The organism is Bradyrhizobium sp. 179 (assembly GCF_023073535.1).
Taxonomy (GTDB): Bacteria; Pseudomonadota; Alphaproteobacteria; order Rhizobiales; family Xanthobacteraceae; genus Bradyrhizobium.
The window spans coordinates 118,862-143,538 of the sequence record NZ_JADPJR010000144.1; the positions used below are offsets into that span (position 1 = coordinate 118,862).

At 64.6% G+C, this 24,677-nt stretch carries 20 protein-coding genes and 1 pseudogene; 3 read left to right on the forward strand and 18 right to left on the reverse strand.

The window, feature by feature from the left end; all coding sequences use genetic code 11:
- The first annotated feature begins 613 nt into the window (after positions 1-613).
- A complete protein-coding gene (locus IVB12_RS33530; RefSeq protein ID WP_247306137.1) occupies positions 614-2,386 on the forward strand; it encodes an adenylate/guanylate cyclase domain-containing protein in 1,773 nt (590 codons plus the stop codon).
- A 268-nt stretch (positions 2,387-2,654) separates the two neighbouring features.
- Here the strand turns inward: IVB12_RS33530 and IVB12_RS33535 are convergent, their stop codons facing one another.
- From IVB12_RS33535 to IVB12_RS33610, 16 genes and pseudogenes are all read right to left on the reverse strand, one after another.
- Entirely contained in the window at positions 2,655-4,304 is a 1,650-nt protein-coding gene (locus IVB12_RS33535; RefSeq protein ID WP_249817427.1) for an amidase family protein, read from the reverse strand.
- A gap of 292 nt (positions 4,305-4,596) precedes the next feature.
- Complete coding sequence (locus IVB12_RS33540; protein WP_247306141.1) at positions 4,597-6,093, reverse strand: ABC transporter substrate-binding protein; 1,497 nt, start codon at positions 6,091-6,093, stop codon at positions 4,597-4,599.
- A 56-nt stretch (positions 6,094-6,149) separates the two neighbouring features.
- Positions 6,150-7,157, reverse strand: coding sequence for an oligopeptide/dipeptide ABC transporter ATP-binding protein (locus tag IVB12_RS33545; RefSeq protein ID WP_247306144.1), 1,008 nt, complete (start codon positions 7,155-7,157; stop codon positions 6,150-6,152).
- Positions 7,154-8,167, reverse strand: a complete 1,014-nt coding sequence (locus IVB12_RS33550; RefSeq protein WP_247306148.1) for an ABC transporter ATP-binding protein — start codon at positions 8,165-8,167, stop codon at positions 7,154-7,156. Before IVB12_RS33550 ends, IVB12_RS33545 begins: the two co-directional genes overlap by 4 nt.
- A 2-nt stretch (positions 8,168-8,169) precedes the next feature.
- Positions 8,170-9,057, reverse strand: a complete 888-nt coding sequence (locus tag IVB12_RS33555) for an ABC transporter permease (RefSeq protein ID WP_247306151.1) — start codon at positions 9,055-9,057, stop codon at positions 8,170-8,172.
- Positions 9,054-10,004, reverse strand: coding sequence for an ABC transporter permease (locus IVB12_RS33560; protein ID WP_247278213.1), 951 nt, complete (start codon positions 10,002-10,004; stop codon positions 9,054-9,056). The genes IVB12_RS33555 and IVB12_RS33560 overlap by 4 nt, the downstream gene beginning before the upstream one ends.
- Positions 10,005-10,085: 81 nt before the next feature.
- Positions 10,086-11,507, reverse strand: a complete 1,422-nt coding sequence (locus IVB12_RS33565; protein ID WP_247306279.1) for an amidase — start codon at positions 11,505-11,507, stop codon at positions 10,086-10,088.
- Positions 11,508-11,623: 116 nt separating this feature from the next.
- A complete protein-coding gene (locus IVB12_RS33570) occupies positions 11,624-12,559 on the reverse strand; it encodes a carbohydrate kinase (RefSeq protein WP_247306155.1) in 936 nt (311 codons plus the stop codon).
- Between the two features lie 5 nt (positions 12,560-12,564).
- Positions 12,565-14,208, reverse strand: coding sequence for an FGGY-family carbohydrate kinase (locus IVB12_RS33575; protein ID WP_247306159.1), 1,644 nt, complete (start codon positions 14,206-14,208; stop codon positions 12,565-12,567).
- 36 nt (positions 14,209-14,244) lie between these two features.
- Positions 14,245-15,018, reverse strand: a complete 774-nt coding sequence (locus IVB12_RS33580) for an SDR family oxidoreductase (RefSeq protein WP_247278215.1) — start codon at positions 15,016-15,018, stop codon at positions 14,245-14,247.
- 31 nt (positions 15,019-15,049) lie between these two features.
- A complete protein-coding gene (locus tag IVB12_RS33585) occupies positions 15,050-16,057 on the reverse strand; it encodes an ABC transporter ATP-binding protein (RefSeq protein ID WP_247306162.1) in 1,008 nt (335 codons plus the stop codon).
- Between the two features lie 15 nt (positions 16,058-16,072).
- The gene (locus tag IVB12_RS33590; RefSeq protein WP_247306166.1) at positions 16,073-16,903 is read right to left on the reverse strand and encodes a carbohydrate ABC transporter permease; all 831 of its coding nucleotides are present in this window, start codon (positions 16,901-16,903) and stop codon (positions 16,073-16,075) included.
- Position 16,904: 1 nt separating this feature from the next.
- Positions 16,905-17,776, reverse strand: a pseudogene (locus tag IVB12_RS33595) (sugar ABC transporter permease).
- A gap of 91 nt (positions 17,777-17,867) precedes the next feature.
- Positions 17,868-19,121, reverse strand: a complete 1,254-nt coding sequence (locus tag IVB12_RS33600; RefSeq protein ID WP_247306281.1) for a sugar ABC transporter substrate-binding protein — start codon at positions 19,119-19,121, stop codon at positions 17,868-17,870.
- A gap of 355 nt (positions 19,122-19,476) precedes the next feature.
- Positions 19,477-20,427 carry a sugar-binding transcriptional regulator gene (locus IVB12_RS33605; protein WP_247306169.1) on the reverse strand — a complete coding sequence of 317 codons (951 nt, stop codon included), beginning with the start codon at positions 20,425-20,427 and terminating at the stop codon, positions 19,477-19,479.
- A gap of 8 nt (positions 20,428-20,435) precedes the next feature.
- Positions 20,436-21,101, reverse strand: coding sequence for an HAD family hydrolase (locus tag IVB12_RS33610; RefSeq protein ID WP_247306172.1), 666 nt, complete (start codon positions 21,099-21,101; stop codon positions 20,436-20,438).
- A 280-nt stretch (positions 21,102-21,381) separates the two neighbouring features.
- On the opposite strand from IVB12_RS33610, the gene IVB12_RS33615 reads away from it, so the two are divergent.
- The gene (locus tag IVB12_RS33615) at positions 21,382-21,528 is read left to right on the forward strand and encodes a hypothetical protein (RefSeq protein ID WP_247306175.1); all 147 of its coding nucleotides are present in this window, start codon (positions 21,382-21,384) and stop codon (positions 21,526-21,528) included.
- Positions 21,529-21,531: 3 nt separating this feature from the next.
- Positions 21,532-21,807 (forward strand): cupin domain-containing protein, encoded by a 276-nt coding sequence (locus tag IVB12_RS33620; protein ID WP_346657720.1) that lies wholly within the window; start codon positions 21,532-21,534, stop codon positions 21,805-21,807.
- 67 nt (positions 21,808-21,874) lie between these two features.
- Here IVB12_RS33620 and mmsB read toward each other — a convergent pair whose 3' ends face one another.
- Together mmsB and mmsA are read right to left on the reverse strand one after the other, a co-directional pair.
- The gene (gene mmsB, locus IVB12_RS33625) at positions 21,875-23,065 is read right to left on the reverse strand and encodes a multiple monosaccharide ABC transporter permease (RefSeq protein ID WP_247278222.1); all 1,191 of its coding nucleotides are present in this window, start codon (positions 23,063-23,065) and stop codon (positions 21,875-21,877) included.
- A complete protein-coding gene (gene mmsA / locus IVB12_RS33630) occupies positions 23,062-24,639 on the reverse strand; it encodes a multiple monosaccharide ABC transporter ATP-binding protein (RefSeq protein WP_247306180.1) in 1,578 nt (525 codons plus the stop codon). The genes mmsB and mmsA overlap by 4 nt, the downstream gene beginning before the upstream one ends.
- Positions 24,640-24,677: the final 38 nt, after the last annotated feature.

A 24,677-nucleotide genomic window follows, 5' to 3' on the forward strand; every position in this document is an offset into this window, starting at 1 on the left:
TCGTCATGCCGGATGGTCCATCCGGCCTTCATCCGTGCGGCTAACGCATGAGGGTTCCAAACGTTCAATGCCCTTGCGGCGCAGCTCCTTCGTCGCCGGCCCCACTCTGGACAGTTCGGCTTCCCGGTTGCTCCCTCACTTTGTCACACACGCTTTGGTAGTTACGAAAAAGGTTATTCTTCCAAATGAATCGACTCACGCGCCAACCACTATCCACAGCAGCCTAGCGATGGGTGACCTTACGTCCGCTTCCTGGTCACAACCGGACATAAGGGTTTGCCCGAAAGCGGAGTCGGCGTCGGCGCGGCCCCTCTATTTAGCGCTTGCAGAGCGCGTAGGCGACATCATCGGAATTGCGACGGCTGACGGAGGAAGGATCGCGTCGGCCGCGGCAATCACTCACCTGAAGGGCCCGCCTGTCTGCTTCGGGTCATCCGCGCCGTTTAGCCGCTTGGCCGGCTGCTTCCGGTCCGTCTTCATGAGCCGACGCTAGCGAACCAGCCCGGCGAGGCTATGGAGCAGGATCAGACACCTCGACCGCTCCCTCATGCCAAATCCCTTGGCACCTGCAACTAAATGCGTAGACTGGCCTCGATCGATCCAGGAGGGAAACTTGGCGATCGAGCGGCCAAACCGACGGTTGACCACGATCCTCGCGGCCGATGTAGTCGGCTATAGTCGGCTGGTGGGAACTGACGAGGAAGGTACGCTCGATCGCCTCCGAGTCATCCGCAAGGACTTGATCGATCCTGTCATCGCGGCCCATCGCGGACGCATCGTCAAGACCACTGGAGATGGCTTCCTGGCCGAGTTCGCCTCGGTGGTGGATGCAGTTCGCTCGGCGGTCGATGTGCAACGGGCTATGGTCGACAGCAACGCCGGCCTGGCACCGGATAGGCGTATCGAGTTCCGCATTGGCATCAACCTTGGCGACGTGGTCGTGGAGGACGATGGCGACCTCATGGGCGATGGGGTCAATGTGGCGGCGCGATTGGAGCAGATTGCCGAGCCTGGTGGTATCTGCCTGTCTAGTGCGGCCTATCACCAAGTACGTGGCAAAATGGACGTCGCCGCGCAAGATCGCGGCCAGCAGCAACTGAAGAACATCGCCGAGCCGGTGCAGGTCTACTCGCTTTCACCCATGCGCGCCGCAGCAACGGCGCCGCCCACGGCCATCGCACCGCGGCTCTCCATCGTGGTCCTGCCCTTCGTCAACCTCGATGGCAACAGCGAGCAGGACTACTTCGTCGACGGTATCACTGAAAGTCTCACAACCGACCTGTCGCGCATTCCTGGAGCCTTCGTCATAGCTCGCAACACCGCCTTCACCTTCAAAAGCAAGGCAGTGGACGTCCGCGTAATCGGCCGCGAGCTTGGTGTGCGCTACGTGATGGAAGGCAGCGTGCAGGGCGGCGGCGACCGCGTACGCGTCAACGCGCAGCTCATCGACACGGAAACCGGCGCGCACCTTTGGGCCGAACGTTTCGACAAGCCGCGCGCCGACATCTTCGACATGCAAGATGAGATCACCACGCGCCTCGCCCGGACCGTGGGCATCCAGCTCGTTGCCGCGGAGGGCCGCCGGGCCGAGCGTGAACGGCCGAACAACATGGATGCCGTAGACTTGGCGATGCGCGGCTGGGCAATCCTCAACCAACCCTTGTCGCTGCGCCGCGACCGCGCGGCGTGTGACCTGTTCGACGCGGCGCTCAGGTTGGACCCTCGCAATGTCGAGGCGTTGGTCGGTCTCGCCTTCTATCATGGCAACGAACTTCGCACCTTTGCCTCGACCAATCGCGAGGAACAGCTACGTATCGCCCATACCGCGATCACTCAGGCATTGACGCTTGCTCCCGGCAACGCGCTGGCCCATTTCGTACACGCCAATGTCCTGCATGTCTCGGGCGCGACGGAGCGGTCGCTGCGCGAGCTTGAGTTCGCAATCGCGCTGGATCGCAATCTGGCCTGGGCCCATGCCGACGCAGGCTTCATGAAGGTGCTACTCGGACGCGCGGAAGAGGCAGAAGCCGATCTCATGAACGCAATCCGGCTGAGCCCCCGCGATCCCGGACTGGATCGCTGGCTTGCCCTGCTTGGGATCGCCGACCTCTTCCTCGGCCGGCTCGATTCAGCCCTCGACCGGCTACGTAGATCAGTTGAAATAAATCCTAATGTCGCCATGCCGCATTTCTTCCTGGCCGCGGCCTCAGCGCTCAGCGGTCGCGCTACGGAGGCGCGGGAGGCCCGGAATGCCGGGCTTCGGCTGGACCCGAACTTTACCGTCGCTAGATTTCGCAACGAGCGGCGCAGTGAAAACCCGACCTTCCTGGCCCAGCGCGAGCGCATTTACGAGGGCCTAAGCTTGGCAGGTGTGCCGGAAGGATAGGCTCGCAGCGAGACGGTCCTGTCTGCATCGGGTCAAAGGCGTTGTTCTGGCTGCCCGCTAGTCACTTCCGGTCTGCACCGATAGGCGGACGATTTTGGAGGGTGTCACCATCCACGTGAGGCAGCCGGGGCGAGCGAAGAGCCGCCGGGCTCCTGAACGCAAGATGCGAGACAGAAGCTCTGCGCCAATGTCTCAGTTGGGTCACAAAGGCGGCACCCGCGGACGGGCCCGGTGTCCGCGTTACCATCGAAAGCAGCGATCAAAGTCATCAATGCAAGGCTGATCGCTTGCCTGCCGGTGAGGTCCAAGGCGCCAGTAAACCGGGCGGCGGCTTGCGCTTGTTGGAGGCCTGCTCATAGGCGTAGGCCAGGCGCAGCAGCTTGTGCTCGCTCCAGGCACGGCCTGCGAAGGTGACGCCGAGCGGATAGTCTGGCGTGTCCTTGCCGTCGATCGTTCCCGAGATGAAGCCTCCGGGCACCATGACGCTGGGATAGCCTGCCCTCGCGGCGATCGCGGCGCCGGTGGCGCCTGGGAACAGCACCGCATCGAGCTTGTGCTCGTTCATGTAGGCATCCATGCCGCGCGTCTTGGCCGAGAGCAGATCCATGGCGCGCGCCGATTTGTACTCGCGCTCGCTGAGATCGCCCCTGGTCATGTCGGCGGCGAGGAAATGATCTTGGCCAAAACGCAGCGCCCTCTCCGCGTTCGCTTCGTTGAAGGCCACGATGTCGGCGATGCTCTTGATGTCCGTGTTTGTGGCCCATGTGTTCAAATAGAGATTGAGGTCGTGCTTCAACTCGTAGAGGAAGACGACCGGCGGCCTTGCGACAGTGCCTTTTTGCTCGCTCAACGGATTGCGGTTGAGCACGGCCATGGTGGTGCCCGGTCCGCCGATCCAGCCGAGCGTCGGCATATTGGCGCGCACGATGACGGCGCCAAGATCCTCCAGCACCTTGATCGTCTCGGTCATGACCTTGACCCTGTCGGGCAGCAGCTTGCCGTAGAAGCAATCGTTCAGCGGGTCAGCCGGGTCGCTCGGCACGCCAATGCGCGCACCGTTCATCGCATCCCGCGCGAGCCCCGCAGTGTAATCGGCCGGCCGCCGCTGCTTTTGCGTGGCCGGATCGAGCGGGTCCTTGGCCGCCAGCACGTTCAGCAGCATCGCCGCGTCGCGTACTGTGCGCGTCATCGGCCCTGCAGTGTCCTGGCTGTGCGCGATCGGCACGATGCCGGCACGGCTGAGCAGCCCGACGGTCGGCTTGACGGTGACGAGGCCGTTCAGGCTGGCGGGGAACAGCAGCGAGCCCGAGGTCTCGGTGCCAATAGAAGCTGCGCACAGGCCTGCCGCCACCGCCACCGCCGAACCCGCGCTCGAGCCTCCGGGAGTGAGGATCGGGATGCCATGCTCGCCCATCAGCGCCGGCGCATAAGGATTCTTCACTTGACCACCCAGCGACGAGTAGCCGCCGGGCATGTCGACCGCGAGCATGTTGGAGAACTCGGTCAGGTTCGCCTTGCCGAGGATCACTGCGCCCGCGTCCCGCAGCAGCTTGACGATCGTTGCATCGTCCCGAGCGCGCGCGCCTTCCAGCGCCAGCGCGCCCGCCGTCGTCGGCTGTTTGTCTCCGGTCGCGATGTTGTCCTTCACCAGAATCGGGACGCCCGCCAGCGGCCGCCTGGCCGTCGGTCTGCTGGTGTCCAGCTTGCCCGCGATCGCGAGCGCGTCGGGATTGAGCGCGCGCACGGCGTTGAGCGCAGGCCCGCCGCGATCGTAGGCCTCGATGCGCGCGAGATAGGCTTTGGTCAGCGCCGTCGCGGTGATCTGCCCACTGGCCAGCGCCTGAGCGATATTGCTCAGTGGCGCATCATCGAGCTTCAGAGGGGTCGTTGCCTCGGCGCTAGGGGCAGCCGCGACCATGCCAGCGTCGCGGCAGGATGGCTTCTTCACGGCGTGCCTCGCCTGACGGCGCGTCCCGAACCATGAGGCCGCGATGATGATATATTGCCAGTGTTTTGCCCGACGGGTCAACGTCCGAGCGCATCGCGCCGACCACCGAACCGCGCAACGCGTAAACCATTGAAATGACTATCCACGCCTACTGTGCATGGGGTTGTTTTTCAGGTTTTTGTTTTGGACACGGCAAACGATTGACCTCTTCCCGATGGGGAGAGGTCAAAATGGAAGGGATAGGCTCGACTTCAGCCGGCCCCTACTCCCAATACCAGGTCGAGAAATCATTCTCGTATTGCGGGACGTCCTTCCAGACGCCCTTCAGTTTCTTGTTGGTGATGGTGATCAGCTGCGGCTGGTACAGGTAGGCGGAGACGGCGTCGGTGGCCAGCATGCGCTGGGCGTCGCCGAGAAGTTTTGCACGAGCCGCCTCATCCGGCGTGGACACGATCTGCTTGTAGAGCGCGTTGAAGGTTTCGTTGTTGTAGCCGAGATAGTAGTCCGGCTCGGTGATCTTGACGAGGTCGAACGGCTCGACATGGCTGACGATGGTGAGGTCGAAATTGTGCGGACCATTGCCGGCGAACACCTGCGACAGCCATTGCGCCCATTCGACGTTCTCGATTTTGGCGACGATGCCGACCTTGGCGAGCTGGGCCGCGACGATCTCGCCGCCCTGCCGCGCATAGGACGGCGGCGGCAGCTTCAGCGAAAGCTCCAGCGGCGTGGCGACGCCGGCCTCGGCGAGCAGCTTCTTGGCCTTGTCGGGATCGTAGGGATTGATGCCGGTGGTGTCGACATAGCCGAGCGCGCCCGGCACGTAGAAGCTGCCGATCGGCGTGCCGAAACCGTCGACGGCGCCGTCGATCATCGCTTTGCGGTCGATCGCGGCGAGGATGGCGCGGCGGACGCGGACGTCGTCCAGCGGTTTCTTGCGGTGGTTGATCGCGACGATGGTCTTGGCCCTGGAGCCGCCGACCAGCACCGTGAACCGTGGATCGGCCTTGAACTGGGCGATGCTGCGCTGGGCCGACACGCGCGGGAACGCATCGACGTCGCCCGAGAGCAGCGCGGCGATCTGCGCCGCCGGATCCGAGATGAAGCGGATCGTCACCTTGGACAGCTTGATCGCGGCGGCGTTGCGATAGTCGGCCCACTTGCTCAGGGTGATCGAGGAGCCCTTGGCCCAGGCCGCTAACTGGTAAGGCCCGGTGCCGACCGGCTGTGTGATGTTGGTGGCAGCGCTCTTCGGCTCGACGATCGAACCGCTGGCCTGCCCGAGCAGGAACGGCAGGTTCGGCTCGGAATTCTTCAGCGTGATCACGACCGTGTCGGCGTCGGGCGCGGCAACGGACTCGAAGCTCTGGAACAGGCTCTTGTCTTTATTGGTGCTGGTCGGCACGGCGTTGCGCTCGAACGAAAACTTCACCGCGGCGGAATCGAACGGCTCGCCGTTGTGGAATTTGACGCCCTTGCGCAGCTTGAACGTATAGGTCTTCAGGTCGGGCGAGGCGCTCCAGTTTTCGGCCAGCAGCGGCGAGACGGAGCCGTCCTCGTTGATCTTGGTCAGCGTCTCATAGATGTTGTAGAGCGTGACCTCGGCGATCGCGGCGGCGGCGGCGTTGGTGGGATCGAGGCCCGGCGGCTCCAGCGCCATCGCCATGACGACGCTGTCCTTCTTGCTCTGCGCCAGCACCGGCAACGGCGCTGCGGCAAGCACGGCGGCGAATGCAACGATCGATAATTTCCTGAACATGCGTAACTCCCCGGCCATCTCTGTTCTTCAAGCCTACGCCAATCCTGCCCTGGAGACTAACCTTCCAGGGTCGGCCGGGGCAACGCCATCACCGCCTCCGTCTTGTGGCAGGCGGCAAGGTGCCCCTCGCCTACTTGGCGTAACTCAGGCAGGATCGCGCGGCAATGCTGGTCAGCGAGGGCACAGCGCGCGCCGTAGGGGCATCCGGTCGCCGCCGCCGATTGCGAGGCGATCGCCTGGGCCCCGCGCCGCCGCCGACGGCCGCCGGCGCGTGCCCGCGGCACGGCATCCAAGAGCGCGCGCGTATAGGGATGGGCGCAGTGCTCGAACAGGTCCTGCGGCCGGCCCTGTTCGACGATCCGGCCGAGATACATCACCGCAACCTCGTCGCAGAGATAGTCGACGACGGCGAGATCGTGGCTGATCAGGATGTAGCTGAGACCGAACTGCTCCTGGAGGTCCTGCATCAGGTTCAACACCTGCGCCTGCACGGAGACGTCGAGCGCGGAGACCGGCTCGTCGGCGACGATCAGCTTCGGCTGGGTGATCAGCGCACGCGCAATGGCGATGCGCTGGCGCTGGCCGCCGGAGAATTCGTGCGGATATTTGTCCATGTCGGCGTCGCGCAAGCCGACCTGGCGCAGCACTGCGGCGACGCGTTCGCGGAATTTGGTGCGATCGGCCTCCTCCAGCACGGTGAGGGGCTCGGCGACGATGCGGGCGATGGTTTGGCGCGGATCCAGCGAGCCGTAAGGGTCCTGGAACACCATCTGGAAATCACGCCTGGCACGGCGCAGTTCATCGGCAGAGATGCGGTTGAGATCGCGGCCGAGCAGCGCGACCTGCCCTGACGTCGGCCGCTCCAGCGCCATCACCAGCCGCGCGAAGGTCGACTTGCCGGAACCGGATTCGCCGACGACGCCGAGGCTCTTGCCCGCGGCGACCTGCACGCTGACGCCGTTCAGCGCGCGCACCTGCCCCGGCGGGCGAAACAGGCTTTCGCGCGGCAGCGTATAGCGCTGCTCGAGATCCTTCACCTCGAGAAGCAATCCGGCGGCGGTCATGCGGTCAGCGCTCCGACACGTTCGCCCATCGATACGTCGGTCCTGATGCAACGCACGCCATGGCCAGGTCCGACGTCCACCATCGGCGGCAACGCGGCACGACACTGATCGATCACCAGGGGACAGCGATCGGAGAAGGTGCAGCCGGACGGCAAATCGGCGAGCTCCGGCACTGTGCCCGAGATCGTGTTCAGCCGCGTCCCCTTGCGCGCACCGAGCTTCGGCCGGGCGCGGAACAGGCCCTGCGTATAGGGATGCCCCATGCGCCGGAACACCTCGTCGGTCGGCCCGCTCTCGACGACGGTGCCGCCATACATCACCATCATGCGCTGCACGTTCTCGGCGATGACACCGAGATCGTGCGAGATCAGGATCATCGACATGCCGCGCTCCTCGACGAGATCAGCGATGAGGTCGAGGATCTGGCCTTGGATGGTGACGTCGAGCGCGGTGGTCGGCTCGTCCGCGATCAAGAGGTCCGGCTCGCAGGCGAGCGCCATCGCAATGGTGACACGCTGGCGCTGGCCGCCGGAAAACTGGTGCGGATAGGCGTCGACGCGCCTGATAGCATCGGGCAGGCCGACCCGGTCGAGCAAGGCGATGGTCTCGCGCCGCGCCTGTGAGGCCGAATATTTCTTGTGACGCCGCAGCGGCTCGGCGACCTGATGGCCGATCGTGTGCATCGGATTGAGCGCGGTCATCGGCTCCTGGAAGATCATGCTGATGCGGTTGCCGCGCAGGCGGCAATAATCCGCATCCGAAAGCCCGACGAGCTCGTTGCCATCCAACTTGATGCTGCCGCCGACCACTGCGCTGTCCGGCAGCAGCCCCATCAGCGATAACGCCGTGACCGACTTGCCGCAGCCGGATTCGCCGACGAGCCCGAGCGTCTCGCCGCGCTTGAGGGCAAAGCTGACGCCACGCACGGCCTGCGCCGGCCCGCGGCTGGTGTTGAGGCGCACGCCCAGATCAGCGACCTCGATCAGTGGCATGGTTGCGGAATCAGCCATCGTTACCGCTCCCGCGCCAGTCTGGGATCGAGCAGGTCGCGCAATCCGTCACCAAGCAGATTGAGACCGAGCACCGCGACGGCGATCGCAGCGCCGGGATAGACCGCGAGCATCGGCGACTGGAACAGCAGCGTCTGCGCGTCGTTCAGCATGCGGCCCCATGACGGCTGCGGCGGCTGAGTGCCGAGGCCGAGATAGGACAGTGCGGCTTCGGCGAGAATGGCAAGCGCGAACTGGATGGTGACCTGCACGATCAGGATCGACAGGATGTTGGGCAGCACGTGCTCGATCGTGATGCGGAAGCGCCCCTTGCCCGCCGCGCGCGCGGCCAGCACGAATTCGCGCGCCCAGATCGCGTTGGCCGAACCGCGCGTCAGCCGCGTCAGCGTCGGGATCTGGAAGATACCGATCGCGACGATCGAGGTCACCATGCCCGGTCCCACCACGGCCGCGAGCATAATCGCCGAGAGCACGGCCGGAAAGGCGAAGCTGAAATCCGCAAAGCGCATGATGATCTCTTCGGTCCAGCCGCGCCTGGCCGAGGCGATCAAGCCGAGGCAGACGCCGAAGCTGAGACCGATGCTCACCGCGATGATGCCGACCATGATGGTCGAACGCGCGCCGGCGAGCAGCAGCGAGACGATGTCTCGGCCGAAGGAATCGGTGCCGAGCCAGTGCGATGCCGACGGCGGCCGGAGTTTCGAGGCGATGTCGATCTCATAGGGCGACCACGGCGTCCACACCAGCGACAACAGCGCTGAGGCGAGCACCAGCAGGCTCAGCGCGCCGCCAAGCGCGAAGCTGCGATGCCGCAGCGCGCGGCGCCAGAACGTCCGAGCAGGCAGCGGCCGCGTCGCAATCGGCGCGTCGATGGTCAGGGGGTCGCTCACAGGTCGTGGACCTTGATGCGGGGATCGATGAAGGCATAGAGCACGTCGACCACGAAATTGACGATGACGACCATGGCCGCGAGCAGCATCACGCAGTTGCGCACGACGATGAGGTCGCGGTTGGCGATCGACTGGAAGATCAGGCGGCCGAGGCCCGGCAGGTAGAACACGTTCTCGATCACGATGGTGCCGGCGAGCAGATTGGCGAATTGCAGCCCCATCACGGTCATCACAGGGATCATGGCGTTACGCAGCACATGGCGCCACAGCACCTCGCGCTTGCCGAGGCCCTTCGCACGGGCCGTGCGGACGAAGTCCTCACGCAGCACCTCGAGCACGGCCGAGCGGGTGACCCGCGCGAGAATCGCGGCCTGCACCACCGCGAGCGAGATCGCCGGCAGCAGCAGCGACTTGATGCCCGACCAGAGGCCATCGTCCCAGCCGCCAAAGCCGCCCGCCGAGAGCCATTGCAGCCGCACCGAGAACAACAGGACCAAGAGGATCGCGAACCAGAAATTCGGCAGCGCGATGCCCACCTGCGTCAGTGACATCACGCCGACGTCGCCAAGCTTGTTGTGGTTGGCGGCGGTGTAGATGCCGGCGGAGAGCGCCAGCGTCACCGTGATCGTCATGGCCATGATCGCGAGCGGAATGGTCAGCACCAGCCGCTCCGCGATGAGGCTCGCGACCGGCGTGCCGTAGACATAGGAGTTGCCGAGATCTCCGACGAGGAGGCCCTTGATCCATTGCAGGTAGCGAACCGCCAGCGGCTGGTCGAGCCCGAGCTTGACGGTGAGCGCGCGGACTGCGTCCGGCGAGGCGTCGGCGCCCATCAGCATCTGCGCGGCGTTGCCGGGAAGCGCGTCGAGCACCAGGAAGATGATCAGCGATGCGCCGACCAGCGTCGCCAGCAAGGTCAACAGACGTCGGAGGACAAAGACGCTCATGCGCGCTCGGCTTCAGGGCTACCAGGCACGATCAACATGTCCGGGCGCCGGAGGCAAGCCCTTTGCTGCATGCCCGTCGGCTCAGGCCGGCCAGCGGGACAGAAGGTCACTTGAAGCCTCGAACAGCGCGCTCACGCGCAGCAATTCGGCATCGCCGCGGAAGCGGCCGACGAGCTGCAGCCCGATCGGCAGGCCGTCGCGGCCGAAGCCGCAGGGTAGGCTGACGGCGGGATGCCCGGTCATGTTGAATAGCATGGTCCAGGGGAACCAATGCGGCCGGACGCTGTCGAAAAGCGCCCCGTCGATTTCGATGGTGCCAAACAAATCCTGCTCGATCGGCAGCGCCGTGCGCGTCAGTGTCGGCATTGCCAGCAGGTGCCCGCGCGCAAGCAGCGATTGCACCCGGCGGAACAGCGCGGTGCGCACGAACATCGCCTCCTGGTATTCGACGCCGCTGACCTCGCTTGCGAGCGCAAGCTGCTTGAGAAAGGCCTCGCTCAGCTCGTCCCCATGCTCGGCGGCGAGCTTTGCAAAGCGCGTGCGCCAGACCGTGTGGTTGATGGCGCGCCAGATCGGCTCTATGTCGAAGCCGTCGCCGGAGAACTCTTCAAGCTCGGCACCGAGCTCCGCCAGCCGATCAAGGCTCGCCTTGAAGCTGGCCGCGACGTCTAACGACACTGGACGTCCGGGCGGCGAAGCACAGAATAGGATTTTCTGCCCGCGTAGATCGCCGCGCGGGGCGGCGGTGCCGATGAAATCAGGCACGGGGACGCCGATCGACCAGGGATCGCAAGCATCCTCGCCGGCCATCGCCTGCATCATCAGTGCTGTGTCGGCCACCGTGCGGGTGGTCGGCGTGACATAGGTTTGGTTACCGAACACATCGAGCGCCTGGCTGTGCGGGATCACGCCGTTGCTCTGCTTCAATCCGACCACGCCGTTGCAGGCGGCCGGAATCCGCGTCGAGCCGCCACCGTCCGTCGCGATTGCAAGCGGCGCGATGCCGCTCGCAACGGCAACCGCCGCGCCGCCGCTGGAGCCGCCGGAGGAACGGCGCGCATCCCACGCGTTGCGGGTGCGGCCGAACAAGGGCGAGTCCGTCAGGCACTTGCTGCCGAATTCCGCCGTCGTGGTCTTGCCGATCAGGATCGCGCCTCCACTGCGCAGCCGCGCCACCGCGACGGCATCCTCGTTCGGCACATTGTCCTTGTAGGGAACGGCGCCGAAGGTGGTCTTCACACCCTTGGTGTTGACGATATCCTTGACGGTGACGGGGATGCCGTGCAGCAGGCCGAGGGGCTCGCCGGCCATCATCTTGCGCTCGGCTTCGCGCGCCTCTGCGATCGCCTGGTCGCCGCACAGGGTGATGAAGCAGTTCAATTCGCCCTGGAGCGCCTCGGCGCGCGCAAGCACGGCGCGGACGATCTCGACCGGCGAGATCCGCTTCCCGGCAATGAGGCCGCGCAGTTCAGTGGCAGACAAAAAACAGGGATCATTGCTCATATCGAAGGCCCGCGTCATGGACGCTCGGACCTTGCCAGCTCGGGTCTATCCTGTCCATTTCCGCGGGCGCATAACCATTGTCCACCGAATCGCGGCAACCGCAGGGCTGGCATTCGCTACAAGCTCCAACTCACCTCGTGGCTCCAGGGCGGATCGGCGCCCGGACGGGTGCAAGTGAGGCCGGCGCAATTGGCGGCGAAGGACAGCGCGCGGCGGAGCTCGTCGGCACGGATGTCCTTCAACGTTTGCCGGGCAATGCGACCCTGCTTGTGCAGAGCGAACAGCAGCGCCGCCTGAAAGCTGTCGCCGGCCCCGATCGTGTCGGCCACCTCGACCTTGGGCGCGGCGACCTCGATCTGTCCTGCGCCCGCGTGCCAGGCGACCGCGCCGTCGTTGCCGCGGGTGATGACGACGAGGCTCGTACCCTGCCCCAGCAGCGCGCTCGCGCGTTGTTGATATGGCTCGTCTCCGAAGAGATAGGCGAAGTCGACGTCGGACATCTTGATGAGATCGGCGCTGGCAGCGAAGCCGGCCATGCGCGCGAGATAGGCCGGCTTCTCCTTAACCAGATTAGGGCGGCAGTTCGGATCGAAGGAGATGGTTGATGACGCCCGCGCGTCCGCGACCAATGCAGTCGTCTCCGCCGCGCCGTGGTCGTTGACCAGCGTCGTCGAACCGACATGAAGGGCTTCGACCTTACCGAACGGAATCGATCCGCGCCGATAGCTCCAGTTCCGCGTCGCAGTCTCGGCATCATAGAACGCATAATGCGACTCGCCCGCGACGATGCGGACGAAGGCAAGCGTGGTCTGGTGATCGCTGCGGGTGGCGAAGCTGAGATCCACATGCGAGGCCGCGGTATGGTCTGCGATCATGCGGCCGAACAAGTCGGTCGAGATGCCTCCGACGAAACTTGTCGGCGCCCCCAGCCGCGCCATGCCGATGGCGACGTTGAGGCAGGCGCCGCCGACCGCGGGTATTACCGCTTCACGTCCCTCAGTGCTTCGCGTCGGCACGAAATCGATCAGCGCATCGCCACAGGCAATCAGCATCCGTTTCAACCCCTCGCGATGTCGCGCATCGCCGCGCGGCTGCCGCGATCGACGTCGCGCAGCAGCTTGTAGATCTCGCGCTTGCGGGCGTGAAACGCCGCCATGTCGGGAGCGGTCGGCTCGCTCTTGCGTCCCAACGCCGACATTTTTGCCATGGTCTCGCCGATCGAGGCATAGGCGCCGCCGGCCACTGCGCCGAGCATCGCGGCGCCCAGCAGCACCGGCTCCTTGGTCTGTGGCAGCGCGACCGTGAGGCCGGTCGTATCGGCCATGATCTGGCGCACCAGCGGGCTACGGCTGGCCCCGCCGCCCATGATCATCATGCTGGAGCGAACGCCATGCGCGGCAAAGGCCTCGATCACCTCGGCAAGCCCATAGGCGAGCCCGCACAGGCCGGCGACGAATAGCCGCTCCATCGAAGCGATGTCGGTGTCGAGATCGAGGCCGGCGATCACCGCGCGCGTGTCAGGATCAGCGTAGGGCGAACGGTTGCCGATGAATTCGGGAAGCACATGCACGTCACGCGCGAGCAGCGCGGCGCGGCTGGCATCGCCTGCGCGCGCGATGATGCGGCGCTCGAGGAAGTCGATGAGGTCGAGGCGCTCGTTACGCGCCGCCGCGCTCGCCTCGCCAAAACCCGGATGCGACCTGAGGAGGTGATCGATCGCGGCGCCCGCGGCCGACTGGCCGCCCTCGTTGAGCCATAAGTTCGGCACCATGCCGGAGTAGTAAGGTCCCCATACGCCGGGCACGAAACAGGGTTCCTTCGTGGTCGCCATGATGCAGGCCGACGTCCCCATGATGTAGGCGAGGCGATCGCATGCGTCTGCTGCTCCGCCCGAGCCGTCGCGGCCGCCGATCGCACCGATGCCGCCCGCATGCGCGTCGATCAGCGACGCCCCGACCGGCGTGCCCGGCGACAGGCCCAGTTCGGCCGCCGCGGCGGGGGTGAGACCGGCACCGAGCCGCGTGCCGGGGGCGACCATCTCGGTGCCAATGCGCGCGTAGGTCTCGCTGACGAAGTCCGACAGGCCGATGCGCTTGAAGAATGGCGCGCTCCAGCCGCCATCATGTGCGAGGTAGTTCCACTTGCAGGTGACGGTGCAAGTCGAGCGCTGGAGCGAGCCGGTCGCGCGCCAGGCCAGGTAATCAGCCAGATCGAAGAAGTGACCCGCGGCGTCGAAACTCGCGCGAAGATGCCGCTTCAGCCACAGCAGCTTCGGCATCTGCATCTCGGGCGAGATCGAGCCGCCGACATAGCGCAGCACGGCATCCTCGGTCTCGTTGATCAGCCTCGCCTCGGCGGTGGCGCGGTGGTCCATCCAGACGATGACGTTGCGCTGCTTATCCCCGGAGCCACTGACCGTGAGTGGCTCGCCTTGCCTATCGAGGACCACTAGGGAACAGGTGGCATCGAAACCGATGCCACGGACGCTATCGGGCGTGATGCCAACTTCCGTCATCGCCGCGCGTACCGATGTCGCGCAGGCGTCCCAGATGTCCTGGGACGACTGCTCAACGATATCGCCGGCCTCGTGCCAGGTCCGGATCGGATGTCGCGCCATAGCGAGCAGCGTGCCCGCTTCGTCAAACACCCCTGCCCGCGTGCTTGTGGTCCCCACGTCGACGCCGATATACGCTCGCGGCATTGTCGCTCCGGTCGCTTCGTCAGTCTTGACGCAAGCCTACCAGCAAGTGTAGCCGCCATCCACCAGCACGATGCTGCCGGTCATCAGGCTTGCGGCCTCGGACGAGAGGAACAGCACGACGGAGGCGATTTCCTCGACCTGCCCCATCCGCGCCATCGGGGTTCCGCCGATCCAGGCGTCGTACATTTTCGGGTTGCTCTTCACGAAGGCGTTGAGCGGCGTTTCAATATAGGTCGGCGCCACCGCGTTGACGCGGATGCCGCGGGCGCCCCATTCGGCGGCGAGCGACTTGGTGAGATGGTGCACACCGGCCTTGGAGGCGTTGTAGAAGCACTGCTCCTGCGGCTTGTTGACGATGAAGCCAGACATCGAGCCGACATTGACGATGGCACCGCTTCTGGCCTTCAACATGTGCTTGCCGAACTCGCGGCAGCACCAGAAGGTGCCGTTGAGGTTGACGTCGATGACGTTGAGCCAGTGCTCGTCGGTGACGGTCTCGGCCGGCGTCTCGCTGCGCGCGATGCCGGCATTGTTGACGAGGATGTCGACTTTGCCGTGGCGGGCGACGAGGTCGTTTGCGACCTCCGCGACGCGCTTGGTATCGGTGACGTCCATGATCGCGGTCTCGATGTCGTAGCCCTTGGCCTTCAGGGTGGCTTTGGCGCTGTCGGCGACCTTGCTGTCGCGATCACCGATCACGACCCTGGCGCCGGCCTCAGCCAGCGCTTCGGCGCAAGCAAGGCCAATGCCCTGCCCGCCGCCGGTGATGAACGCGCTCTTGCCGTTCAGCTTGAATTTGTCCAGGTACATGATCGTCTTCCCGTTTTCTTGCCGTTTCTTGTTAGCTTCGAAGCGCGTTGCCGCCATCGTCGAAGCGGTGGATGCGCGCGGGGTCCGGCACCAGCGACACGCGATCACCGGCGTGCAGGCTCAATTCGCCGATGTAGCGCGCCGTCAGCATGCCGAGCGACCCGGCATCGACGTAGAGAAAGGTATCGCTGCCGAGATGCTCGGCGACCGAGATCGTTCCTTGCCAGCCGCCGGCGCCGTCGCGCTCGATCTTGAGGTGCTCCGGACGCACGCCAATGGTGGCCGCGCCTTGCTGCTTGGCGAGCTCGCCGGTTACGAAATTCATCTTGGGCGAGCCGATGAAGCCGGCGACAAAGAGATTGGCCGGCCGCTCATAAAGCTCCAGCGGCGAGCCATATTGCTCGATCTTGCCGCCGTTGAGCACGACAATCTTGTCGGCCATGGTCATGGCCTCGACCTGATCGTGGGTGACGTAAATCGCGGTGGTGCCGAGCTGCTTCTGGAGCCGTGTCACCTCGATGCGCATCTGCACCCGCAGCGCTGCATCGAGGTTCGAGAGCGGCTCGTCGAACAGGAACGCCTTGGGCTCGCGGACGATGGCGCGGCCGATCGCGACGCGCTGGCGTTGGCCGCCGGAGAGCTCGCGCGGCTTGCGGTCGAGATAGGGCGTGAGATTCAGCGTCGCGGCCGCCGCCTCGACCTTGCGGTTGATCTCATCCTTGGCAAGGCCCGCCATCTTCAGGCCGAAGCCGATATTGCCGCGCACGCTCATATGCGGATAGAGCGCGTAGGACTGGAACACCATCGAGAGACCGCGCTTGGCAGGCGGCGTGTCGACCACGTTCTTGCCGTCGATCAGGATCTTGCCGCCGGAGACGTCCTCGAGCCCGGCAATCAGGCGCAAGAGCGTGGTCTTGCCGCAGCCGGAGGGACCGACGAACACCACGAAGGAGCCGTCGGCGATGTCCAGATCGGCGCCCTTGATGATGTGCACGGGGCCGAAGGATTTTTGCACGCCCTGAAGTGTGATCTGACCCATGATCCGGCAGTCCCTCTACTTCACCGCGCCGAAGGTGAGCCCGCGCACGAGCTGCTTCTGGCTGAACCAACCGAGGACGAGAATGGGCGCGATCGCCAGCGTGGAGGCCGCCGACAGCTTTGCCCAGAACAGCCCTTCCGGGCTCGAATAGGACGCGATGAACGTGGTGAGCGGCGCGGCGTTCGAGGTCGACAGGTTGAGCGTCCAGAACGCCTCGTTCCAGGCGAGGATCAGGTTGAGCAGCAGCGTCGATGCGAGCCCCGGGATCGCCATCGGCGTCAGCACGTAGACGAGTTCGCGGCCGATGGTGGCGCCGTCCATGCGCGCGGCCTCGAGGATATCGCGCGGGATCTCCTTGAAATAGGTGAACAGCATCCAGATGACGATCGGCAGATTGCCGAGGCAGAGGATGAAGACGAGGCCGATGCGGGAATCGAGCAGGCCGAAGGACTTGTAGATCAGGTAGATCGGCACCAGCACGCCGACCGGCGGCATCATCTTGGTCGAGAGCATCCAGAGCAGGATGTCCTTGGTGCGCTTGGTCGGCGAGAACGCCATCGACCAAGCCGCAGGGATGGCAATCAAAAGCGCAATCAACGTCGAGCCGCCAGCGATGATGATCGAGTTCAGCGCGTGGAGAAGATAGTCGCTGCGCTCCTGCACGGTCGCATAGTTTTCCGTGGTCCAGTGGAAGAACAGGAAGGACGGCGGGATGGCGAAGGCCTCGAGCTCGGTCTTGAAGCTCGCCAGCACCATCCACAGGATCGGGAAGAAGATCAGAAATCCGAACAGCCAGGCCGCTGCCGTCGATATCGCCACTCGCCGCGTCGTCGCCATCCGTGCCATGTCAGGCCTCCAAATTGCGACCGACGATGCGGACCAGGAAGAAAGCGACGACGTTGGCGATCGCCACGGCAACGAGGCCGCCTGCCGAGGCGCTGCCGACGTCGAACTGGATCAGCGCCTGCGAATAGATCAGGAAGGCGATGTTGGTGGTTTGCAGGCCCGGTCCGCCGCCGGTGGTGACGAAGATCTCGGCAAACACCGTCAGCAGGAAGATGGTCTCGATCAGGATCACCACCGTGATGGGACGGGCCAGATGCGGCAGCGTGATGTAGATGAACGTCGAGAGGGCGCTCGCGCCATCCATCTCGGCGGCTTCCTTCTGCTCCTCGTCGAGCGATTGCAGCGCGGTGAGCAGGATCAGCGTCGCGAACGGCAGCCATTGCCACGTCACGATCAGGATGACCGCAAACAGCGGCACATCGTTGAACCAATCGATCGGCGTCAGGCCGAACAGTGAAGCGAGCCAGGCGAACAATCCCGACACCGGATGCATCAGCAGGTTCTTCCAGACCAGCGCGCTCACCGTCGGCATCACAAAGAACGGCGCGATCACCATCAGCCGCACGAAATTGCGTCCGATCACCGGCTGGTCCATCAACAGCGCAAGGGGGATACCGAGCAGGATGGTCAGCGCCAGCACCGAGCCGACCAGCACCAGCGTGTTCTGGAGCGAGGCGAGGAAGGCGGGATCGTGAGGAAGTAGCGGAAATTCTCCAGCCCGACGAACGATTCCGAGCCGGGATCGAGCAGGCTGTAATGCAGGGTCGAGAAGTAGATCGTCAGCGCCAGCGGGACGATCATCCAGATGAATAGCAGCCCAACCGCCGGCGTCAGAAGCGAGCGCGCAAGAAATTGCGTCTGCCGGGTTGCCATCCCTGACTTCTCCTTTCGGGAAGTAAGGCGGCCATCCATCCGGGGATGGGCGGATGGCCGCCAGTTTGAGCTCAGGTGGGAGAGCTCGGGTTCATTTGATGTAGCCGGCGCGCTTCATCTCGCGCTCGGTCGCGGATTGCGCGGCGGTGAGCGCGGCATCGACGGTCATCGATCCCGCAAGCGCGGCCGAGAATTGCTGGCCCACCTGGGTGCCAATGCCTTGGAATTCGGGGATCGCGGCGTATTGCACGCCGACGTATGGCACCGGCTTCACCGTCGGCTTGTTCGGGTCGGCCGCGTCGATCGAGGCCAGCGTCAGCTTGGCGAAGGGGGCGACTTTCAGATAGTCCTCGTTCTGGTAGAGCGAGGTCCGCGTGCCCGGCGGCACGTTGGCCCAGCCCTCCTTCGACGCGACGAGCTTGGTGTAGTCCTTGCTCGTGGCCCAGGCGATGAACTTCTCGGCCGCTTCCGTCTTCTTGGAGCCGGCGGGGATCGCGAGATTCCAGGCCCACAGCCAGTTGGCATTCTTGCCGAGCCCGGTGTTGGGCGCGAGCGCGAAGCCGACCTTGTCGGCGACCTTGGACTCCTTCGGATTGGTGACGAAAGATGCCGCGACCGTGGCGTCGATCCACATCGCGCACTTGCCGGCGTTGAACAGCGCCAGGTTCTCGTTGAAGCCGTTGGAGCTTGCGCCGGGAGGACCGGCTTCCTTCATGAGATTGACGTAGGTGGTCAGCGTCGCCTTCCATTCCGGCGTATTGAACTGCGGCTCCCACTTCTCGTCGAACCAGCGCGCGCCGTAGGAATTGGCCATGGCCGACAGGAACGCCATGTTCTCGCCCCAGCCGGCCTTGCCGCGCAGGCAGATGCCGTAGACGCCGGCGGTCTTGTCGGTGAGCTTCTTGGCGGCATCAATGACGAAATCCCAGCTCGGCTTTTCCGGCATCTTCAGGCCGGCCTTCTCGAACAGATCGGTGCGGTACATCACCATCGAGCTCTCGCCGTAGAACGGCGCGGCGTAGAGCTTGCCGTCGGCGGAGACCGCATCCTTGATCTTCGGCAGCAGGTCGGCGATGTCGTAATCGGCGCCGAGATTGGCGAGCGGCACCAGCCAGCCCTTCTTGGCCCAGATCGGCACCTCGTAGGTGCCGATGGTCAGCACGTCGAACTGACCGCCCTTGGTGGCGATGTCGGTGGTGACGCGCTGGCGCAGCACGTTCTCCTCCAGCGTCACCCATTTCACGGTGATGTCAGGGTTCTTCTTGGTGAACTCACCCGTCAGCCCCTGCATGCGGATCATGTCGCCATTGTTGACGGTGGCGATGGTCAGGGTCGTTTCGGCCATCGCGGGGATGGCCAGCAGCAGGCAAGACGCGCCGCAGACGGCGCCGAGGACGTGTTTCACGGAGACCTCCCTAGAGTCGCGCTTTTGAGTATATGCCCACGCGTTGGGCGTATGTTCAACGGACGCGCGGTGCTTGTCAAGCAGGCGCACGAGCGTTTCGGCAACTTATGAGTGCTGCGGTGCGGGAGGGGTGCGAGGTGTCGCTTCACTCTCAGCTGTCATTCCCCGCGAAGGCGGGGCATCTATGTCTCCGAACACCTGTCAGTGATCTGTCCGGTCTAAACACTGCGCGGACGATGACAGGGGTGTGGGCGGAGAGAGCGGCCGCTTCGCTGACGCGAGAGGGCCGAGCCGCCTACCGCTCCAAGATCGCCCTTGCCGTCGCCTCGTCCGTGATCAGGCCGTTGATCAGCCGTCCGTTCATCGCGGCCGCGATCGCCGGCACCTTGGGGGCGCCGATCGCGGCGCCGATCGTCGTGGTCTTGGCCGGGACTTCCGGCGGGATGCTGGTCAGGCGCTTGTTGGTGCCGGATTTGAGCAGGCGACCGTTGGAATCATAGGCCCAGCCGGTGATCTCGCCGATGGCACCTAACCGCATCATCTCGAACAATTCATCGCGGGTGACGAAGCCATCGACATGGACCTGCGCCTTCTGGTCCATCTGGCCGATGCCGACGAGGCGAAGGTCCGCCTTGGCCGCGACCGCCTTCACCTTGGCGATCGGCTCGATGCGGACCATCTTGTTGCGCTCGTCCTCCGACGACATCAGGAACGGCAACGGCATCGGATAATGCCGCGCGCCAGTACGGTCGGCGAGCCGGCCGACGGTGTCGTAGAAGCTCGCCGACCCGTCGGCGGAGATGTTGCCGACCAGCGAGACGATCTGATGATTGGGCCGGTCGATCGGCGTGACGCGCTCCACCGCGGCGCGCACCGCCCGTCCGGTGCCGAGGGCGACGATGACCGGCGTCTCCGAGCGCAGCGTGGAATCGAGCAGGTTGGCGCAACGCTCGGCGATGCCTGCGGTAGCCTGCGGCGCCGCAGGGTCGGCCGGCACCACCTCGCAATGAACCAGATCAAAGCGCTGCTTCAGGCGCGCCGCCAGTTCCATGCAGGCGGCGATGGGATGTTCGAGCCGAAACGTGATCAGCCGCTCGGCGAGGCAGAGCGAGACCAGCCGCTGCGCCGAGGCACGCGAGACCTGGAGCATCTTTGCGATCTCGTCCTGGGTATGACCGGCAATGAAATAGAGCCAGCCGGCGCGCGCGGCGTCGTCGAGCCTCGATTTCTCATTCTCGGCGGCCATGGCAGGCGTCAGACGTCCTTCCAGAAATCGCTCATGCGCTCGAAAACCCGATCGGCCCCGGCGGCCGACAATATAGCCTGCCCGTCCCGGGTGCTGTAATGGCCTCCGCCAACAAATCCCCAGACGGTCATGCCCGCCGCCTTGCCCGCCTGCAGGCCGCTGACGCTGTCCTCGATCACCAATGTGCGCGCGGGCGGTATGCGCATCTTCTCGGCCGCGTGGAGGAAAAGGTCGGGCGCCGGTTTGCCGCGCTTAACCATCTGGGCCGTGTAGATGCGATCGTCGAACAGCGGCTTGAGGCCGGTGACGTCGAGCGAGAGCGATACGCGATCGATATCGCTCGAGGAAGCCACGCAGAACGGCACCGTCAGGTCCGACACCACCGCCCCAACCCCGGGGATCGGTTCGAGCGAGGCGGCAAACGTCTCGAGCACGCGCGACTTCAATCGCGGCAGGAAGCCGTCCGGCACGGTTTGCCCGAGATCGTGGTAATGCTGCTCGATCGCCTTGGTGCTCCGCCCGAGAAAGAGTTCGAGTGCCTGCGCCTCACTGAGCGCGAAGCCGAATTCGGCCAGCACTTCGGACAGGCAGCGGCAGCTCAACAGCTCGCTGTCGACGAGCACGCCGTCGCAGTCGAAGATGATCAGATCGGGTTTCGGCCGGCCCTGGTGCATCCAGCCATTCGATCATATACCCACCGGATGAGCAATAGCTCAGCTGCAAACCCTCCCGGCGCGGTCGGCGCCTCAATGCGCCACCTGCCGGTCGATCGCCGGCAGCGCGCCGCCGGCAAACGCTTGATGCTGCCGAGGATACGCAGCCGCCGCGGCGGAACAGGGTCGGGACGTAGGATTGCGCAATTGCGTCACCCAGATCATGGGATCGCCAGAGCGCTTTGGCCCATTGCCGGAACGCGGTAAGGTTCGCGACCGCACACGACCCAATGAGTTTGCCATGCCTGAGATCATCAATCTTGGTGCGCTGCAGCTAATCTTTCTGCGGAGCAAGGACGACACCGCCGGCAGCCTCGATCTGTTCGAAATGACCCTCCAACCGAACGCGCGCATGCCGATCCCTCACTATCACGATCGCTGGGACTAAACGATCTATGGACTCAGCGGCATCTCGACCTGGCGGATCGACGGAACGGAGGTCGACGTGGCGCCGGGCGAGACCGCGTTCATCAAGCGCGGAGTGGTGCACAGCTTCACCAACCGTTCACCCCGGCCGGCGACCTGCCTGTGCACACTCACCCCCGGCGTGCTTGGCCCGCAATATTTCAAGGAAATGGCGGCCCTGCTCGCCGCCGGCACACCCGATCCGGCAAAGATGAAGGAGACGATGCTGCGCTACGGATTGGTACCGGTGCTGCAGTCCTGATCGATCGCGAGAATCGTTGGCATTGGCTTTGGCGCCATTTGCCCACCCAACGTTCTTCGCCGCGAGCTTACCGCCGCTGATTATACACGTCGATGCACACCGCCCCGAGCAGCACTAGGCCCTTGATGACCTGCTGGTAGTCGATACCGATGCCGAGGATCGACATGCCGTTGTTCATCACACCCATGATCATGGCGCCGACCACGGCACCGCCGACGCGGCCCACCCCGCCATAGGCCGAGGCGCCGCCGATGAAGCAGGCGGCAATGACGTCGAGCTCGAAGCCGAGACCGGCCTTCGGGGTCGCGGTGTTGAGGCGCGCGGCGAAGACGAGGCCGGCGAGCGCGGCGAGCACGCCCATGTTGACGAAGGTGAGGAAGGTCAGCCGCTCGGTCTTGATGCCCGACAGGCTTGCCGCCTTGGCGTTGCCGCCGACGGCATAGATCTGCCGGCCGATCACGGTGCGCCGGGTCACGAAGCCGTAGAGCGCGATCAACGCCGTCATAATGACCAGCACATTCGGCAGACCGCGATGCGAGGCGATCAGATAGGTGAAATAGAGCACGGCGCAGGCCAAGAGAACGCTCTTGCCCAGGAAGAACGCATAAGGTTCGACCTCAATGCCATGCAATTGCTCGCGCGACCGTCCCTTGGCGCTGGCATAGACCAGGCCGAGCGCGAGCACCGCACCGATCAGCATGGAGGTCGGATGCAGCGTGCCGGCCTCCGGAAGCAGTTCAGGAATGAACCCCGACGACAATTTCTGGAAGGTCGCCGGGAACGGTCCAAGCGACTGGCCCTGCAAGACCGCGAGCGCGAGGCCCTTGAACACCAGCATGCCCGCCAAGGTGACGATGAAGGACGGGATCTTGAAATAGGCCACCCAATAGCCCTGCGCCGCGCCGATGGCGGCGCCAATCAGGAGGCAGGCAATGAAGGCGAGCGTGTAGTCGATCTTGTAGGTCACCATGAGCACGGCGGCCACCGCGCCGATGAAGCCCGCGACCGAGCCGACTGAAAGGTCGATATGGCCGGTGACGATCACCAGCAGCATGCCCAGCGCCATGATGACGATGTAGCTGTTCTGGAGCACCAGATTGGTCAGGTTGAGCGGCTGGAGCAGCGTGCCGCCAGTGACGACCTGGAAGAACAGCATGATCGCCACCAGCGAGATCAGCATGCCGTAGCTGCGCAAGTTGTTCTTGATGAAGCTGCCGTGCCGGCGCTCCTCGGGCAGCGACACCGTCTTGTCGGTCATGGCTGCGATCCTCCCATCTCCGCGGCCGCACGAGCGCCGCTCCCGTTGCTTCTCTCGTTGCGCATGATGGCGCGCATGATCTTTTCCTGCGTCGCCTCGGATCCCCCAAACTCCCCGACAAAGGCGCCGTCGTTCATGACGCAGATGCGGTCGCAGATGCCGAGCAGCTCGGGCATTTCCGAGGAGATCACGACGACGCCGCGACCGGCTTCCGCCAGTTCGTTGATGATACAGTAAATCTCGTACTTGGCGCCGACGTCGATGCCCCGCGTCGGTTCGTCCAGGATCAGCACCTTCGGATCGGTCATCAGCCATTTCGACAGCACCACTTTCTGCTGATTGCCGCCGGAGAGCTGGCCTGTCTCCTGGTAGACGTCGGAGCAGCGAATCCGCATCCGGTTGCGGTAGTCGCTGGCGACCTTGAGCTCTGCGATGTCGTCGATCACACGGCCAGGCGCGACCTGGTCGAGGCTCGCCAGCGTAATGTTCTTGCGAACGTCGTCGGCGAGGATGAGGCCGAGCTGCTTGCGATCCTCGGTGACATAGGCAAGGCCGGCATCGATCGCGGCCGCGACGTTTGGCAGCATCATCTCCCTGCCCTCGAGCCGGAGACTGCCGCTGATGGTGGTGCCCCAGGAGCGGCCGAACAGGCTCATGGCGAATTCAGTGCGGCCGGCTCCCATCAGGCCGGCGATGCCTACGACCTCGCCTCGCTTGACACTGAAATTGACGGTCTTGATCACCTGCCGTTCGGGATGGACGGGATGATAGACCGACCAGTTCTCGACGGTGAGCACGGGTTCCCCGATTTTCGCGCTGCGCTCCGGAAAGCGATGGGCAAGATCGCGGTTGACCATGCTGCGGATGATGCGATCCTCCTGGATCGCCTCGGCATGGCAATCGATGCTGTCGACCGTGCGGCCGTCGCGCAGCACAGTGATGTGGTCGGCGACCTTTGCGACCTCGTTCAGCTTGTGCGAGATCAGGATCGAGCCGATACCCTGCTCGCGAAATGTCATCAGCCGTTCGAGCAGCGCGGCGCTATCGGCCTCATTGAGGCTCGCGGTCGGCTCGTCCAGGATCAGCATCCGCACCCGCTTGGACAGCGCCTTCGCGATCTCGACCAGCTGCTGCTTGCCAACGCCGAGATCCGTGATCAGCGTATCCGGCGATTCCTTCAAGCCGACCTGCGCAAGCAGTTCCCGCGTGCGCCGGTAGACCTCGTCGCGATCGATCACCCCCAGCTTCGACGGCGGATGCGACAGGAAGATGTTCTCGGCGATCGACATCAGCGGGATCAGCGCCAGCTCCTGATGGATGATGATGATGCCAAGCGCCTCGGAATCGTTGATGTCGCGGAAGCGCCGCTCCTCGCCCTCGAAGACGATAGTCCCCTCGTAGCTGCCGTGCGGATAGACCCCGCTCAGCACTTTCATCAGCGTCGACTTGCCGGCGCCGTTCTCGCCCACGAGCGCGTGGATCTGCCCGGCGTGAACCGCGAAATTGACGTCGCGCAGCGCCTGAACACCGGCAAAGCTCTTGCTGACGTTGCGCATCTCCAGCATGGCGGTCATCGGATAGTGTCCTTGGAAAGTTCACCGTCGTTCCGGGG

Excerpts from the sequence above, each read along its gene's own strand:
- IVB12_RS33570 (WP_247306155.1), bottom strand. The coding sequence starts at position 12,559 with ATGCTGATTGCCTGTGGCGATGCGCTGATCGATTTCGTGCCGACGCGA.
- IVB12_RS33535 (WP_249817427.1), bottom strand. The coding sequence starts at position 4,304 with ATGGTCGCGGCTGCCCCTAGCGCCGAGGCAACGACCCCTCTGAAGCTC.
- IVB12_RS33600 (WP_247306281.1), bottom strand. The coding sequence starts at position 19,121 with ATGGCCGAAACGACCCTGACCATCGCCACCGTCAACAATGGCGACATG.
- IVB12_RS33575 (WP_247306159.1), bottom strand. The coding sequence starts at position 14,208 with ATGCCGCGAGCGTATATCGGCGTCGACGTGGGGACCACAAGCACGCGG.
- IVB12_RS33615 (WP_247306175.1), top strand. The coding sequence starts at position 21,382 with ATGCCTGAGATCATCAATCTTGGTGCGCTGCAGCTAATCTTTCTGCGG.
- IVB12_RS33565 (WP_247306279.1), bottom strand. The coding sequence starts at position 11,507 with ATGAGCAATGATCCCTGTTTTTTGTCTGCCACTGAACTGCGCGGCCTC.
- IVB12_RS33545 (WP_247306144.1), bottom strand. The coding sequence starts at position 7,157 with ATGACCGCCGCCGGATTGCTTCTCGAGGTGAAGGATCTCGAGCAGCGC.
- IVB12_RS33580 (WP_247278215.1), bottom strand. The coding sequence starts at position 15,018 with ATGTACCTGGACAAATTCAAGCTGAACGGCAAGAGCGCGTTCATCACC.
- mmsA (WP_247306180.1), bottom strand. The coding sequence starts at position 24,639 with ATGACCGCCATGCTGGAGATGCGCAACGTCAGCAAGAGCTTTGCCGGT.
- IVB12_RS33585 (WP_247306162.1), bottom strand. The coding sequence starts at position 16,057 with ATGGGTCAGATCACACTTCAGGGCGTGCAAAAATCCTTCGGCCCCGTG.
- IVB12_RS33610 (WP_247306172.1), bottom strand. The coding sequence starts at position 21,101 with ATGCACCAGGGCCGGCCGAAACCCGATCTGATCATCTTCGACTGCGAC.
- IVB12_RS33605 (WP_247306169.1), bottom strand. The coding sequence starts at position 20,427 with ATGGCCGCCGAGAATGAGAAATCGAGGCTCGACGACGCCGCGCGCGCC.
- IVB12_RS33550 (WP_247306148.1), bottom strand. The coding sequence starts at position 8,167 with ATGGCTGATTCCGCAACCATGCCACTGATCGAGGTCGCTGATCTGGGC.
- IVB12_RS33560 (WP_247278213.1), bottom strand. The coding sequence starts at position 10,004 with ATGAGCGTCTTTGTCCTCCGACGTCTGTTGACCTTGCTGGCGACGCTG.
- mmsB (WP_247278222.1), bottom strand. The coding sequence starts at position 23,065 with ATGACCGACAAGACGGTGTCGCTGCCCGAGGAGCGCCGGCACGGCAGC.
- IVB12_RS33590 (WP_247306166.1), bottom strand. The coding sequence starts at position 16,903 with ATGGCACGGATGGCGACGACGCGGCGAGTGGCGATATCGACGGCAGCG.
- IVB12_RS33540 (WP_247306141.1), bottom strand. The coding sequence starts at position 6,093 with ATGTTCAGGAAATTATCGATCGTTGCATTCGCCGCCGTGCTTGCCGCA.